This is a genomic window from Pedobacter sp. GSP4 (genome assembly GCF_051857575.1).
Lineage (GTDB): Bacteria > Bacteroidota > Bacteroidia > Sphingobacteriales > Sphingobacteriaceae > Pedobacter.
The window spans coordinates 372441-387200 of record NZ_JBPZIR010000005.1 but is presented as its reverse complement, the minus strand read 5'-3'; the positions used below and the strand labels follow the sequence as shown (position 1 = coordinate 387200).

The following is a 14760-nucleotide window of genomic DNA, read 5'->3' as shown; positions in this document are numbered from 1 at the left end:
ATACCCTTTCATAGCAAAAATAGGGCTAAATACTGATAAGCAAAATGATGTTGCTCATAATTGCAGAAGTTTTACTTAATATCGCGTGTTTAGACCTCGCAGGTTTCTAAAACCTTCGAGGTCTTCTTTAAATTGCTGGGTTTTGCGTTAGGGATTGTAAGGGTTTAGTACCGGTTCTTCACCGGTACCGAAGCGCAGCGTAGCCCTGAAAAGCCCGGCCTTTGCGCAGCTTAGGTAACGCCCAAATTAATCGGAAATTTACGCCTTGAAGCTTGTCTAGTCAGCTGAGATTTACAATCTCAGCCCGATTGGTTTTAAAGGATTTAAAATCCTTGATTCCATAAAAGGGATTACAAATCCCTACCAACACTTAATCCTTAGTCAATTCGCCCCGCAACGATTCTTCCATCAGTTTACGGCTTTCTTCAACCGATAGGCCGAGGCCCATTACAAACATGAGTTTGGTTACGGTAGCTTCGAAAGTTAAATCGTAACCGCTTAAAACACCCATTTTCAAGAGTTCTCTGCTGGTTTCGTAACGGCCTAACTGTACCGAACCTTTTTTACACTGAGAAATATCGATAATAATCTTTCCGTGCAAAATGGCCTGCCTTAGGCTATCCAAAAACCATTCTGCCGTGGTGGTATTACCAGAGCCAAAAGTTTCCAAAATAATGGCATCAACCTTCGAATCTGTTATGGCCTGAACAGCCTGTGGCGTAATGCCCGGATATAATTTCAGCACACCGATGTTCGAATTAAAATTGGTGTGCAATTTCAGTTCCTTTCCTGTTGCCTGTAAAATGTAATTTCTGTGAAACTGTAAATGAACGCCAGCTTCGGCCAGCACCGGGTAATTTGGCGAACGGAAAGCTTCGAACTTTTCGCTATTGTATTTAATAGACCGGTTTCCCCTAAACAACTGGGCATCGAAATAAATGCAAACCTCGGGGAATAATGATTTACCATCTTCTTTAGTGGCTGCAATTTCCAGCGCGGTAATTAAATTCTCTTTGGCATCGGTCCTGATTTCTCCAATAGGCAGCTGTGAACCCGTTAATACAACAGGCTTATCTAAGTTTTCGAGCATAAAACTCAATGCCGAAGCAGTAAAAGCCATCGTATCAGAGCCATGCAGGATTACAAAACCATCGTATTGATCGTATTTATTATAAACCAGTTCGGCCAGTGTTTTCCATATCTCGGGATCCATATTTGATGAATCCAGTACGGGGTTAAAGGAGTGCACATCTAACTGATAATCTAAACGGCTTAGCTCAGGTACATTTTCTTTGATCTGCTCAAAATCAAATGGAACTAACATCCCATTTGTAGGATCGTTAACCATACCGATGGTACCACCGGTATAGATTATAAGTATTTTGGTCATTTGGTTGGTGAAGGTTGCTCACCGCAAAGAAAGCAAAAATTTAGAAATGATAGCCCGATATTTTGAAATTAGCAACAAAAACTTTAATTAAAACGTTTTAATTATCAATAATTTAATAATTATCGCTATTAATTAACAAATATGCAAAACTAATTTACCCTAGTAGTTGGGAGGGCTATTAAATGGTGATAAAACTAGGCTGGTTAGTGATGACACCAACCAGTAGATTTGCCTTATTGGTTGGTTTCGCCACCAATCGATGACGTTATGCTTGATAAAGCATATTATCCAATAAATAAAGAGATGCTGAAACAAGTTCAGCATGACGATCATATTATTAGTAAATGATGCTTTTTAAACCCCAAATATCTTTTTTGAATTCGCTGTAGTTACATTGGCAATTTCTTCCATTGAAAGGCCATAAATATCAGCCAGTTTTTGGGCAATATACACCAGATAACTGCTTTCATTGGGTTTACCACGGAATGGCACAGGTGCCAGGTATGGCGAATCGGTTTCTAAAACCAGGTTATTCAAAGGGATTTCTGACAATACCAGGTCCAATCCGGCTTTTTTATAAGTAACTACGCCACCAATACCCAAATAAAAATTTAAATCGATGGCTTGTTTAGCTTGCGCTACATTACCGGTAAAACAGTGAAATATACCGCGCAATTTTTCATCTCTTTCGCTTTCCAAAAGTTCAAAAACTCCATCAAAAGCCTCACGGCAGTGGATTACTATGGGCAAGCCTAAATCCTTCGCCCAGCCAATCTGCTTGCGGAAAGCATCTTGCTGTATGGCCAAAGTAGTTTTATCCCAATACAGATCAATTCCGATTTCGCCTATGGCATAAATTTTTCTACCGGCAATGCTTTTATAAATCTCATCCAACACCGATAAATAATCTTCCTTCACATCACATGGATGCAAACCCGCCATGGCAAAGCAGTTATCCGGATATTTACTAATCAGATCATCAATCATAGCGATTGATTTAACATCAACATTTGGCAAAAACAAACGGCTAACATCGCTTTCAAGACAACGCTCCATCAGTTGCGCCTGTTTCTCGGCATCCTGCTCGTAATATAAATGGGTATGGGTATCGGTGAAAATCATTTTTGTAATGTAAAATGGATGATGGAAAATGTAATATGAAAGATGGATGATGTCTTTCGACAGACTCAGGCTCACAAATCACTTGTAAATCATGTTCTTTTGATTACTTTTTCTTTTTAGCAGTACTTTTCTTCGGTGCCTTGGCAATAGCCTCCGAACTTCCGACTGTGGACTCCGGACTATATTCCATTTCCTTCTTCAAAAATTTACCGGTTAAACTGATCGGATTCTGGATCAGCCCTTCTGGTGTACCTTCAAATAAAATCCTTCCGCCGCCTGCGCCGCCTTCTTCGCCCAAATCAATCACCCAATCGGCAACCTTTACCACATCAAGGTTATGTTCGATAACCAAAATGGTATTGCCTTTATCTACCAATTCTTGCAGCACGCCCAAAAGCACATTTATATCTTCAAAGTGAAGTCCTGTGGTAGGTTCGTCTAAAATATAAAATGTTTTTCCGGTATCTTTTTTAGAAAGTTCGGTGGCCAACTTAACACGCTGCGCTTCACCACCCGATAAAGTAACCGATGATTGGCCAAGGGTGATATAACCCAAACCAACATCTTTTAAGGTTTTAATTTTTCGGTAAATAATCGGGATATTCTCAAAGAAATCGCAGGCATCTTCAATACTCATGTCGAGCACATCGCTGATTGATTTGCCCCTGAAACGGACTTCTAAGGTTTCTCTATTGTAGCGTTTTCCTCCACATTCTTCGCATGGTACCTGCACATCCGGCAAGAAATTCATTTCAATTACCTTTAATCCTGCTCCCTGACAGGTTTCGCACCTACCACCTTTTACATTGAAAGAGAAACGTCCCGGTTTATATCCACGGATTTTCGCTTCGGGCAGTTGTACAAACAGGTTTCTGATATCAGAAAACACGCCTGTATAGGTAGAAGGGTTTGAGCGTGGGGTTCTTCCTATCGGCGCCTGATCGATTTCAATAACTTTATCAATCTCTTTGAGGCCACTGATGCGCTCATAAGGCAAGGGTGTTTTTTTTGCCCTAAAGAAATGGTGGTTTAAAATAGGATATAAAGTTTCGGTAATCAGACTCGATTTCCCTGAACCTGAAACCCCGGTTACGGCAATAAATTTACCTAATGGAAAATCGATTGAAACATCCTTTAAGTTATGGCCTTTGGCTTTTACAAGCGATAGTTTATGTCCATTGCCCTTTCTACGCACTTTCGGTATCTCGATTTTCTTTGTCCCATTTAAATAGGCGGCGGTTAAGGTATTGGATTTTAAAATATCTGCTGCCTTCCCTTCTGCAACCACGGTACCACCATGGATACCAGCGCCTGGGCCTACATCTATAACCCAATCGGCCTCCAAAATCATGTCTTTATCGTGCTCTACCACCAAAACAGTATTCCCCAAATCGCGCAGATTTTTAAGGGCATTGATTAAGCGTTCGTTATCACGTTGGTGCAAACCGATACTCGGCTCATCCAAAATGTACATTACATTCATCAATTGCGAACCAATTTGTGTAGCCAAACGGATACGCTGTGCTTCACCGCCCGAAAGTGTACGCGCGGTACGATCAAGCGTTAAATAGGTTAAACCCACATCGGTTAAGAAACCGATCCTGGCTTTAATTTCTTTTAAAATTTCTTTAGCAATTACATTTTGGCGATCAGAAAGACGCTCATCAACCTTATCAAACCATTGGTGCAGATTGGTAATATCCATTGATGAAAGTTCGAAAATATTCTTTCCATCAACCTTAAAATGCAAGCTTTCTTTTTTTAAACGGGCGCCATTGCACTCCGGACAGGTTTTCAGTTTCCTGAACTCGTCCATATCATCCGAAGCAGATTCGCTTCTTTTTTCGTTCTGCTCTTCGAGCATTTTTATAATACCATCAAAAGTGATATTATAATTCTGAACATTCCATTTATTATATTCTACCTCAACCTTGATGAGATCGGGCGAACCATTCAGGATAATGTTGATTACCTCATCGCTTAATTTTTCAATCGGCGTAGAAAGTGAAAAACTATATTTTTTGGCCAAGGCTTTCAATACCTGGAACATCCAGATATCGCGGTACTCGCCAAGCGGGGCCAAACCTCCGTTTAAAATACTCAGCTTTGGATTCGGGATAACCGATTCTTTATCTACCACGAAGATATAGCCCAAACCATCGCACCGCTCGCAGGCACCATACGGCGAGTTGAACGAGAAGCTGTTTGGCTGAGGTTCGTCATAAGAAATACCGCTTGTTGGGCACATTAAAAACTTACTGAAATGCGCAACATTATTATCCTTATCACTGATTTTAATTACTCCCTTGCCCATCTTCATCGCAGTTTGCAATGAATCGAGCAGGCGTTTTTTATCTTTGGTATCGATAATCAAGCGGTCTATCACCACTTCAATATCGTGGATCTTATACCTATCTACCTGCATTTTAGCCGTAATATCCTTAATTTCCCCATCCACACGAACCTTAACATACCCCTGCTTACGGATCTGCTCAAACAGTTCGCGGTAATGTCCTTTTCTACCCTTTACTACGGGCGCTAATATGTTTACGGCTAGCCCATCAAATTTGTTAAAGATATTCTGCAGGATCTGATCTTCGCTCATGCGTTCCATCTTCTCGCCTGTATTGTACGAGTAAGCATCGGCAACACGCGCATAAAGCAAACGCATAAAGTCGTAAATCTCGGTAATGGTACCTACCGTAGAGCGTGGGTTTTTACTGGTTGTTTTTTGCTCTATGGCAATAACCGGGCTTAAACCCGAAACCTTATCCACATCGGGGCGTTCCATGCCGCCCATAAACTGGCGGCTGTAGGCGCTAAATGTTTCCATATAACGGCGCTGCCCTTCAGCATAAATGGTATCAAAAGCCAATGATGACTTTCCGCTGCCACTTAAACCGGTAATAACCACCAGTTCGTTCCGCGGAAAACTTACATCTATATTTTTTAAATTATGTACCCTCGCACCGTATACTTCTACATCTTTTTGCTCGCCGAGGTCGATAGATTTATTGCTCATATTTTTTAAAAAAGTGTAAGGAAAAAGGTCTTTAGCACAACCAGAATTCCAATTCGCAAAATTGCTAAAAATTTTATCAAAAAGAAAGTCTAATGCAATCTGTATTAAGGATTAAATGTCATAATATAAAAGCCATATCCCGAAAGAAGACTGCATCTTTTTTCCACATCATAAACGTTGCGGAATGGACGATGGTTTTGTATTTTTAGAGAAAAAACCGATTCTTTTTTTTAAGAAAATGAAGAAAAACAAAAATAAATTACAATTTGAACAAAAGTCTATTGAAGTTTTAGAAAATTTAAAATGGCCTGACGAGAAAGAATATCCAACTGATTTGATTAAAAGATGTAATGAGTATAGAAAAATACCCATCAACAGACTTACGCCAGAGCAATTGAGAACATTAATTGGACAAAATATTGGCTTGAAATACCTGATACCTATCGCAATTGAACTTTTAAGCAAAGATATTCTTACTGAGGGCGACCTATACCCAGGCGACCTACTCGAGAGAACAACAAAAATAGAAGACAGCTTCTGGACTGAAAATCTAGTATTAAGAAAACAACTTTCCGAGTTAATTGATTTAAACTCTGAAAAGATCAGAAATAAAAATCTTCAACTGAAAAGCTTATAATGGGATCTTAAAAGAACAGGTTACACAGAAAGGCTATAGCTAAGTAATGTAAACCAGGAAAAACTAAAGATAAGCATTCAACGAATGGATATGCTACCACTCGATCGTTGTTCCATTCTCCGTTGGGTGCCCGGTGCATACCAAAACCCTTCCCCTTTCCAATTCATCATCGGTAAGTACCTCGTTATAATCCATGCGCACACCTCCTTTGGTGCAGTTAGCCACGCAGGTACTGCATACTCCACCCCTGCAGCTGTAAGGCAGTTTAATTTTATGTTCTAAAGCTACATCCAAAATCCGTTTTGGCCAAGGCACATCCAGGTTGTAGGTTTCTCCTTTAAAGTTCAAAATCACAGAATAGGTATTTTTATCTACTACCTTTTCCGAACTATCATCTTCATCCACCTCATCTTCTGGCAGCACAAAAGTTTCCCTTTTAATCTGTTTAATATCGAAACCCATACCCAATAAGGTAATACGGCATAAATCCATATAAATTATTGGTCCACAGGTATAAAATAAAGCATTGTGCCGATCAAAGGTTAAGTACTCTTTAATCAATTTCTCGATGTAAAATTTATTCAACCTGGCCGTCATTAAATTTTTGCTGTTGCTAAATACCCATACAATTTTTAACCTTTCAGGATATTTTTGCTGCCAGCTTTTTAATTCATCATAGAACAGCGTTTCTTCAATAGATCGGTTGCTGTAAACCAGGGTAATTTTCGATTTATTTTCAGTAACCAGGGCCGTTTTCAAAATAGAGAACAGAGGCGTAATGCCAACACCAGCGGCAAATAGAAAAATATTACGTTCTAGGCCTGGTATAGGATGATAGCTAAACAAACCCTGCGGCTCTTGCGCCAACAGCACATCGCCAACAGCCGTTTTATGGTGAAGAAACCTGGAAATTTCGCCATTTTCTACACGCTTAACCGTAATGGCCATAGGCTCATCAACATCAGGCGAGCTGTTAAAAGAATACGACCTTCTAATTTCTTTATGCTTACCTTCAAATACCAATGATAAAAACTGTCCGGCTAAATATTTTGGATATGGGCTTTCTATCTCTTCAAATTGAAAAGTAATATTATCGCCCGGTTGATTGATCATTTTATCGATTCGCAGCTTGAACATATGCAAAGAAAGTAAATTGGTTCATTAGTTCAATACTTCATAGGCCATTGGTTAGCATGATGCAGCGTAAATTCCGTGCTAATCTGTGAATAGAAAGTTTATTGGTTCAATAGTTCATTGGCCATTGGTCATTGGTTAGCATGATGCAGAATAAGTTCCGTGATAATCTGTGAATCTGTGGCTAGAAAGTTCAATAGTTCATTGGCCATTAGTTAGCATGATGCAATATAAATTCCGTGTTAATCTGTGGCTAAATTGGTTAATTGGTTAGCCTGATGCCGAAAGAAAAATAAGCAATCGCTGTAATCCTCAATTCATCGCAATCACCCATAAAAAAAGCGTCCCGAAATAATCGGGACGCCTTACCAAATGCTTGTCTTTATCTTAATTTTATTATTCGGCGTTATAGGCCAATAATACTCTCGGTTTTGCGTAACCGTAACGTACCGGATGTTCCATAATCTGTTTCATCGAAATTACTTTATAAACATAGCCTCCGGTTTCGCGGTTGAGCTTCATTTTGTAGTAATTATCCTGATTTTGATTATTGATCTGCTTGCGTAGTCGTCCGTCGCCAACATTATAAGCCGCAGCTACCAATGTCCAGCTCTCTAAACCTTTGTACATCTCTTTGATGTATTTGCAGGCAGCAATAGTAGATTTACGTAAATTGTAGCGTTCATCAACCCTGCCATTTACTTTTAATCCATAGGTACGGGCTGTGCCGGGCATAAACTGCCAAATTCCAGCTGCTCCTTTAGGCGAAACTCCTTCAGCCATTCCAGATTCGACCAATGCCAAATACTTAAAATCGTTCGGAATTCCGTATGCAGCAAGGATAGGCTCAATTACAGGGAACCATTTTGCTGCCTTAGCATGCAAACGGTTGGTTTGTGTGTTTCCGTAAGTGTGTGCTGCAAGTGTTTTTTTCATTTTGCGTTCCACCTTTTTATCACCCAGGGGCAAGGTTTCATCCGCGAAATTTAACTGAGCCATTAAAGAAAGAGGCTTTACCTCATATTCAACTTCCAGGCTATCAGATTTGGGTATTGTAGTGTTTAATTTTTCTTGTTTTAAAAGACTTTTTTGTGCTAAGGGCATTTGGTAAGCGAACACTTTTGCCAAGATAAATAGTGTTGCCACTACCGCAAATGGTACGATGTGTTTCTTTAACATTTTCCTCCTTTTTTTGGTGAACTTATATAAAAACGTTGGCAAAGGTAAAAAATAATAAGCACATTATCAAATAGTTACAAAATTAAGCTCGAAAATCGGGCTTTAAACCGCTTTAAACGCGGTTTTTAATTTTTGATTTTCGCCCATTTTTTCCTATTTTAGAGGCTATTTTTTTATCTGATTTTTCCGCTCTTAAAATTGTTATGTTCACCAATTATTCTTAAATTTGCAGCCCGCATTTTTAATGTGGTTAAAAGCGTATCATGATAAATAAAAACAACAGGAACAGTCGGGATGACAAGTCCAAACCGGGCAGCCGGAAAACAGAAGGCAGAAGCAATGCTGCCGGATCTGACAGAAGAAAATCAGACGACAGAGATAGCAAGTTCAAAAAATCATCCGATTCAAAAGAAGGCTTCAGACCTAGAAGCGCAGATAGTAAAGATTTCAAATCTAAATCTTTCGGAGACAAAAAAGATTTCAGGCCAAAAACAGGTGGACGTGATTTCAAATCGAAAGATTCGGAACCACAAAGCTTCAAATTTGGAGACCGCGAGTTTAAATCCAAAGATTCTAGATCTGAAGACCGCAGCTTTAAACCAAGAGAAGGTGGTTCAAGAGATTACAAACCAAGAACAGGCGACCGTGATTTCAAATCGAGAGATGGTGGTTCAAGAGATTACAAACCGAGAACAGGAGATAGAGATTTTAAACCGAGAGAAGGTGGAGCAAGAGATTATAAGCCAAGAACAGGAGAACGTGATTTCAAATCTAAGGATGGAGATTCGAGAGATTTTAAACCGAGAACTGGCAGTCGCGACTTCAAATCAAAGGACGGAGGAACTAGAGACTTCAAACCTAGAGAAGGCGGTTACAAAGATTTCAAATCGAGAGGCAAATCAGACGGTTTCAAACCAAGTGCTGGAAGCTCAAGAGATGTAAAACCGAGAGAACCGAAAGATGGCGATACGCGTCCGTTCAGAAAGCGTGAAGAAGCACAGCCAAGGGATACAGAATTTAACCGCCCAGAGCGCACTGTAATTACCCAAGGCCGCAAAACAAACGAAGATAAGGGCTTAATACGCCTAAACAGATATATTTCAAATGCAGGCATCTGCTCGCGCCGTAAGGCCGATGAGTTAATTGCTGCCGGCATTATTACCGTAAACGGAGAAGCAGTTACCGAGCTTGGACATAAAGTAGATCCGGCTAAAGATCTGGTTCGTTACAATGGCGAATTATTGAAACGCGAGAAAAAAGTTTACGTTTTATTGAACAAACCTAAAGATTACATCACCACTACCGACGATCCTCAGGAGCGCCGTACGGTAATGCAATTGGTTGATAAGGCTAGCCGCGAACGCATTTACCCTGTTGGCCGCCTAGACCGCAATACCACTGGTTTGTTGTTAATGACAAATGATGGCGATTTAGCGGATAAATTATCGCACCCTAAAAACGGTATCACCAAAATTTACAATGTTGAGCTGAACAAAGCTTTATCGCAGGGCGATTTAAACAAAATTGCTTTCGGTTTAGAGCTTGAAGATGGCTTAATTAAACCCGATAACATTTCTTACGTGGCCGGTGGCACAAAAAAAGAAATTGGAATCCAGATCCACAGCGGTAAAAACAGAATTGTTCGCCGTATTTTCGAACATTTGGGTTACAGCGTTGAGAAATTAGACCGTGTAGTATATGGCAATTTAACCAAGAAAGATTTGCCACGCGGCAGATGGCGTTATCTTGAAGATCACGAACTGATCCAGATCAAACACCTAATTAAATAATATATGAGGCAGCCAATAGGCTGCCTTTTTTATTGAATACGGTTTGTCATTCTGAACGCAGTGAAGAATCTCTACGCAACGGGGTAGGAATGCCTATTTGATAAAAGGCAAATGAATACATTGGTTTCCTGTGCAAATCCATAACAGATTCTTCAATGCGTTCAGAATGACAGTTATCGCTTTTACATTAAAATTTTTCCTCATATTTGTTTAAAATCAACACCATTCTTTCATGAAAAAAATTAGTTCATTGTTCGTGCTTACTTTGTTATCTACCTTAACTTTTGCTCAAAAAACCAACTATAACCTTTTAATAGGCACATACACCGCACCTGGAAAAAGCGAAGGGATTTACACCTACAATTTCAATACCGCTACAGCTGCAACTACTTTAAAAAGCATTACAAAGAACACGGCCAATCCGAGCTACCTTACCGTTTCTCCCGATAAAAAATACGCATACGTGGTTAACGAAACCGGAAACGCCAGTACTGTAAGCGCCTTTAAATATAACGCTGCTACCGGCATATTAACTTTCTTGAACAAGGTGGATAGCCACGGTGCAGACCCTTGCTTTATTACTGTTGATGCAAAAAACGTTATTGTAGCCAATTACTCGGGTGGTAGTTTAGCTGTATTTTCGCGCCATGCGAATGGATCTTTAAGTGAGGCTGTACAGGTAATTAAACATACCGGAAAAAGTATCGACCCAAAAGGCAGGCAAGAAAGTGCACATGTACACATGGTTAAATTCACACCAGATCACAAATATTTAGTGGTTAACGATCTGGGCGAAGATCAAACTTATATTTACAAATACAATGCGGCCGGAAAAGATAAAACACTGACCGGCAAATCGGTATTTAAAACCAATGCAGGCAGCGGCCCAAGGCACATTACCTTTAGCCCGAACGGAAAATTCGCCTACCTTGCACACGAATTTAATGGTAGTATTACGGTATTCGCCTATGCCAACGGCAACCTGAACAAAATTCAGGAAATCGGCTCTACCCCGAAAGATTTTACCGGCAAAATTGATGGTGCAGACATTCATGTTTCGTCAGATGGAAAATTCTTATATGAAACCAACCGGGGTGATGCGAACAGCATTTCTGCATTCTCCATCTCAGCAAACGGAAAACTAAAATTCATTGAAACGGTAAGCACATTGGGCAAAGGGCCAAGAAACTTCTCTATTGATCCCAGTGGTAACTTCTTGCTTATCGGACATCAGTATACCAACAACGTTGTTATTTTTAAACGCAACAAAACAACAGGCAAATTAACCGATAGTGGCAAACGGATTGAAGTAGGCGCTCCGGTATGTTTGATTTTTGATTAATATAATCGGGCATGGAAAATTTCGATTGGACCAAATTCACGCTAAAAATAGCTATCAAAGCAAAAATTGAGGACATTTATAATGCCTGGACTACGGCCAGCGAGATTGAAAAGTGGTTTTTGACAGACGCAGCCTTTGCGGATGAAAATGGGCTTAAGTTAAGCAAAACACAGAACACTTTAAAAGGCGACAAATACAAATGGGTTTGGTACCTGTATGATGATATTGAGCATGGGCGGGTAACAGAGGCAAACGGCAAAGATCATTTCCAATTTACTTTTGCAGGCGATTGTTTGGTAGATATCAAACTTAGCACAGTGTACGAATATGTAATTGTAGAACTTACCCAGCAAAATATCCCAACTGATGATGCATCCATGAAAAACATCCGTTTAGGTTGCCACAATGGCTGGAGTTTTTATCTGGTTAATTTAAAATCGGTATATGAAGGCGGCCTTGATTTAAGGAACAAGGATAACCGCTTTAAACCTATGCTGAACAATTAGGGGAATGGATTTAACAGGTAAAGAAAAGGAAATCAACGAGGTAGGGTTTTCAGTTATTTCAGATGTATATTCGGACGAGGAGGTAAAAGCCATATTAAGTGTGATATCAAATGTTGATACGACAAAAGAAACTTTCCGAAAACCAGATGATCTTTTTGCGATCCGCCAGTTTTTAAAGGAGATTCCTGAAGCAACTGCCCTGATATTTAACAACAGGTTAAAAAACATAATAGATCAACTCTTTGGCAAAGGCTATTTCCTTGTTAAATCAATATATTTTGATAAACCAGAAAACTCAAACTGGTTTGTATCCTATCACCAGGACCTGACTATTTCTGTAGACCAGAAGATAGAAATTGAAGGCTTTGGTCCTTATACAAACAAACATAACCAGTTTGCGGTTCAACCGCCACTTGATTTATTGACAGGAAATTTCACTATCCGTATCCACCTCGATGATACCAACGTGGAGAACGGCGCGCTAAAGGTAATTCCTGATTCGCACAGTAAGGGCATTTACCGACCTGAAACCATTAATTGGGATACTGAAACAGAATTGACCTGTACTGTTGCCCGTGGCGGTGTAATGATTATGAAGCCATTACTGCTACACAGTTCAAGCAGAACAACAAACCATAAAAAAAGAAGGGTTATCCATTTAGAATTCAGCAATCAGCCATTACCAGAGGAACTGCAGTGGTCTGAATACCTTGATTTCGGATCATACGAGTTGTAAAAAAACCTTACTGAGAAACAAAAATGGCCAGCTTTAACAACTGGCCATCTCCTATATTTTATCAATCTGCTTAAGCAGGCTCTGCTACTTTAGCTACATTGCGGTAAGGATAAGAATTACAGATATGACGGCGTGCAAAACGGCCCGGCGAATCTGCATTTACCAATTTGATGTAAATTGCTCTGGGCACATCAAAATATTCGTAAGCGCTCCCGTCAAAAAACTGGATATTCAACACCGATTGTTTGTACTCGAAATCTAAAATATTTGAGTTGGTAATGGTTTGTGTATAGGTCTCTATATTTTGTTCGCGTGTTTCGGGTGCTATGCTAACCAGGAAATGATAAGCTTCGATAATTTCTTTGCTCCTGGCTTCTGCTGCTAATTTCTCTTCTTCTACCTGAAATTTATCTGGATGACATTCTTTCATCATGGTACGATAAACCGACTTAAGCGCCGCAAGCTCAGCGGTTTTATCTACATTTAACAGCTTTCTATAATCTACTATTTTCTTCATTTGCCGCAAAGGTACGATTTATAATGATTTGATTTAGAGAAAGTTTTGTTTTCTTAAATATTGCAGATGTACAAGTTGACAGACAAAACTTAAAACCGGTAAATTTCACTGTATACAAAAAAGTTTTGCAGCGCTTACACTGCAAAACTTATATCAATAGCTAAAACTAAAACTAATATTTAGCCTGCAAAGATTTTTCTATTACCTCTTTATAATAACTGATGTAGATGGGAAGAATTTTTTTCAGGTCAAAATCCTGCGCCCTTGTAAACGCATTTTCTTTGAAACGTTTGAGTGTTTCATCATCTTTTAATATTTCAATGGCATGGGCTGCCATCGCATCCACATCGCCAACGTTGCTCATGTAACCACAAAATCCATCAACATTCAGCTCGGGCAAACCTCCTGCATTGGTTGTAATGGCCGGAACCTTACAGGCCATGGCTTCTAATGCTGCTAAACCAAAGCTCTCCGATTCTGAAGGCATCAGGAAAAGATCAGAAACAGAGAGGATTTCCTCAACGGCATCCTGCTTGCCTAAAAAGCGTACATTTTCGCAAATATTCAACGATCTGCAAAGCTGCTCATCGTAAACCCGTTCAGGTCCATCGCCTACCATCAGTAACTTTGAAGGAATTACAGCCTGTACTTTTTCAAAAATCCGGATCACATCTGCCGTACGTTTCACTTTCCTGAAATTACTGGTATGGATCAGTATCCTTTCGTTATTGGGTGCAATTGCTTTTTTGAAGTGATCTTTAGCCTGCAAACTGAATCGGCTAAAATCAATAAAATTCGGAATTACCTTAATCTCCTGGGTAATTTCAAAATGATTATAGGTATCTTCTTTTAAATCTTCCGAAACGGTAGTAACGCCATCACTCTGGTTAATAGAAAATGTTACCACAGGTTTATAGGTAGGATCTTTCCCAACCAGGGTAATATCGGTACCGTGCAGTGTAGTAACCACAGGGATATGGATGCCGTAACTTGCCAAAATCTGCTTAGCCATAAAAGCCGCAGAAGCATGGGGAATAGCATAATGAACATGCAGTACATCCAACTGCTCAAAACGTACCACATCTACCAGTTTACTGGCCAATGCCGATTCGTATGGAGCGTAATCGAAAAGCGGATAATCCCTTACAGAAACCTCGTGATAAAACAGGTTGGCAGAGAAGAAATCCAATCTGGCCGGCTGACTGTAAGTTATAAAGTGAACCTGGTGCCCTTCGTTAGCAAGTGCCTTTCCAAGTTCTGTTGCAACTACTCCACTACCGCCAAAAGTGGGGTAGCAAACAATTCCTATCTTCATCGTAATGTATTGTTGTTACCGCAAATGTAGCCCATTTTAATCTATAATGCGTGTCGGCCTATTGCAATAA

Annotated in this window: 12 protein-coding genes; 5 read left to right on the top strand and 7 right to left on the bottom strand. The window is 39.8% G+C overall.

Going from position 1 to position 14760, the window contains the following annotated elements:
- Nucleotides 1-370: 370 nt before the first annotated feature.
- From ACS5PU_RS15705 to uvrA, 3 genes are all read right to left on the bottom strand, one after another.
- A complete protein-coding gene (locus ACS5PU_RS15705; protein ID WP_439460105.1) occupies nucleotides 371-1390 on the bottom strand; it encodes an asparaginase in 1020 nt (339 codons plus the stop codon).
- Nucleotides 1391-1744: 354 nt separating this feature from the next.
- Nucleotides 1745-2512, bottom strand: coding sequence for a TatD family hydrolase (locus ACS5PU_RS15700; protein WP_439460104.1), 768 nt, complete (start codon nucleotides 2510-2512; stop codon nucleotides 1745-1747).
- 103 nt (nucleotides 2513-2615) lie between these two features.
- Complete coding sequence (gene uvrA / locus ACS5PU_RS15695) at nucleotides 2616-5534, bottom strand: excinuclease ABC subunit UvrA (protein ID WP_439460103.1); 2919 nt, start codon at nucleotides 5532-5534, stop codon at nucleotides 2616-2618.
- 184 nt (nucleotides 5535-5718) lie between these two features.
- On the opposite strand from uvrA, the gene ACS5PU_RS15690 reads away from it, so the two are divergent.
- Nucleotides 5719-6171 carry a contact-dependent growth inhibition system immunity protein gene (locus ACS5PU_RS15690; RefSeq protein ID WP_439460102.1) on the top strand — a complete coding sequence of 151 codons (453 nt, stop codon included), beginning with the start codon at nucleotides 5719-5721 and terminating at the stop codon, nucleotides 6169-6171.
- A 93-nt stretch (nucleotides 6172-6264) separates the two neighbouring features.
- On the opposite strand, the gene ACS5PU_RS15685 is transcribed toward ACS5PU_RS15690, so the two are convergent.
- Both ACS5PU_RS15685 and ACS5PU_RS15680 read right to left on the bottom strand, forming a co-directional pair.
- The gene (locus ACS5PU_RS15685) at nucleotides 6265-7308 is read right to left on the bottom strand and encodes a 2Fe-2S iron-sulfur cluster-binding protein (protein ID WP_439460101.1); all 1044 of its coding nucleotides are present in this window, start codon (nucleotides 7306-7308) and stop codon (nucleotides 6265-6267) included.
- Nucleotides 7309-7701: 393 nt separating this feature from the next.
- Nucleotides 7702-8484 carry a lytic transglycosylase domain-containing protein gene (locus ACS5PU_RS15680; RefSeq protein WP_439460100.1) on the bottom strand — a complete coding sequence of 261 codons (783 nt, stop codon included), beginning with the start codon at nucleotides 8482-8484 and terminating at the stop codon, nucleotides 7702-7704.
- Between the two features lie 263 nt (nucleotides 8485-8747).
- Between ACS5PU_RS15680 and ACS5PU_RS15675 the strand changes: the two genes are divergently transcribed.
- From ACS5PU_RS15675 to ACS5PU_RS15660, 4 genes are all read left to right on the top strand, one after another.
- Nucleotides 8748-10274, top strand: coding sequence for a pseudouridine synthase (locus tag ACS5PU_RS15675; RefSeq protein ID WP_439460099.1), 1527 nt, complete (start codon nucleotides 8748-8750; stop codon nucleotides 10272-10274).
- A 232-nt stretch (nucleotides 10275-10506) separates the two neighbouring features.
- Nucleotides 10507-11616, top strand: a complete 1110-nt coding sequence (locus ACS5PU_RS15670) for a lactonase family protein (RefSeq protein WP_439460098.1) — start codon at nucleotides 10507-10509, stop codon at nucleotides 11614-11616.
- Nucleotides 11617-11627: 11 nt separating this feature from the next.
- Nucleotides 11628-12122 carry an SRPBCC family protein gene (locus ACS5PU_RS15665; RefSeq protein WP_439460097.1) on the top strand — a complete coding sequence of 165 codons (495 nt, stop codon included), beginning with the start codon at nucleotides 11628-11630 and terminating at the stop codon, nucleotides 12120-12122.
- A gap of 4 nt (nucleotides 12123-12126) precedes the next feature.
- On the top strand, nucleotides 12127-12858 hold the full coding sequence (locus ACS5PU_RS15660) for a phytanoyl-CoA dioxygenase family protein (protein ID WP_439460096.1): 732 nt from the start codon (nucleotides 12127-12129) through the stop codon (nucleotides 12856-12858).
- 70 nt (nucleotides 12859-12928) lie between these two features.
- On the opposite strand, the gene ACS5PU_RS15655 is transcribed toward ACS5PU_RS15660, so the two are convergent.
- Nucleotides 12929-13375 carry a KTSC domain-containing protein gene (locus ACS5PU_RS15655; RefSeq protein ID WP_439460095.1) on the bottom strand — a complete coding sequence of 149 codons (447 nt, stop codon included), beginning with the start codon at nucleotides 13373-13375 and terminating at the stop codon, nucleotides 12929-12931.
- Between the two features lie 172 nt (nucleotides 13376-13547).
- A complete protein-coding gene (bshA, locus tag ACS5PU_RS15650) occupies nucleotides 13548-14690 on the bottom strand; it encodes an N-acetyl-alpha-D-glucosaminyl L-malate synthase BshA (RefSeq protein ID WP_439460094.1) in 1143 nt (380 codons plus the stop codon).
- Nucleotides 14691-14760: the final 70 nt, after the last annotated feature.

Bases quoted from the DNA above. Each gene is read 5' to 3' on its own strand.
- ACS5PU_RS15705 (WP_439460105.1), bottom strand. From the start codon at position 1,390: ATGACCAAAATACTTATAATCTATACCGGTGGTACCATCGGTATGGTT.
- ACS5PU_RS15700 (WP_439460104.1), bottom strand. From the start codon at position 2,512: ATGATTTTCACCGATACCCATACCCATTTATATTACGAGCAGGATGCC.
- uvrA (WP_439460103.1), bottom strand. From the start codon at position 5,534: ATGAGCAATAAATCTATCGACCTCGGCGAGCAAAAAGATGTAGAAGTA.
- ACS5PU_RS15690 (WP_439460102.1), top strand. From the start codon at position 5,719: ATGGACGATGGTTTTGTATTTTTAGAGAAAAAACCGATTCTTTTTTTT.
- ACS5PU_RS15685 (WP_439460101.1), bottom strand. From the start codon at position 7,308: ATGTTCAAGCTGCGAATCGATAAAATGATCAATCAACCGGGCGATAAT.
- ACS5PU_RS15680 (WP_439460100.1), bottom strand. From the start codon at position 8,484: ATGTTAAAGAAACACATCGTACCATTTGCGGTAGTGGCAACACTATTT.
- ACS5PU_RS15675 (WP_439460099.1), top strand. From the start codon at position 8,748: ATGATAAATAAAAACAACAGGAACAGTCGGGATGACAAGTCCAAACCG.
- ACS5PU_RS15670 (WP_439460098.1), top strand. From the start codon at position 10,507: ATGAAAAAAATTAGTTCATTGTTCGTGCTTACTTTGTTATCTACCTTA.
- ACS5PU_RS15665 (WP_439460097.1), top strand. From the start codon at position 11,628: ATGGAAAATTTCGATTGGACCAAATTCACGCTAAAAATAGCTATCAAA.
- ACS5PU_RS15660 (WP_439460096.1), top strand. From the start codon at position 12,127: ATGGATTTAACAGGTAAAGAAAAGGAAATCAACGAGGTAGGGTTTTCA.
- ACS5PU_RS15655 (WP_439460095.1), bottom strand. From the start codon at position 13,375: ATGAAGAAAATAGTAGATTATAGAAAGCTGTTAAATGTAGATAAAACC.
- bshA (WP_439460094.1), bottom strand. From the start codon at position 14,690: ATGAAGATAGGAATTGTTTGCTACCCCACTTTTGGCGGTAGTGGAGTA.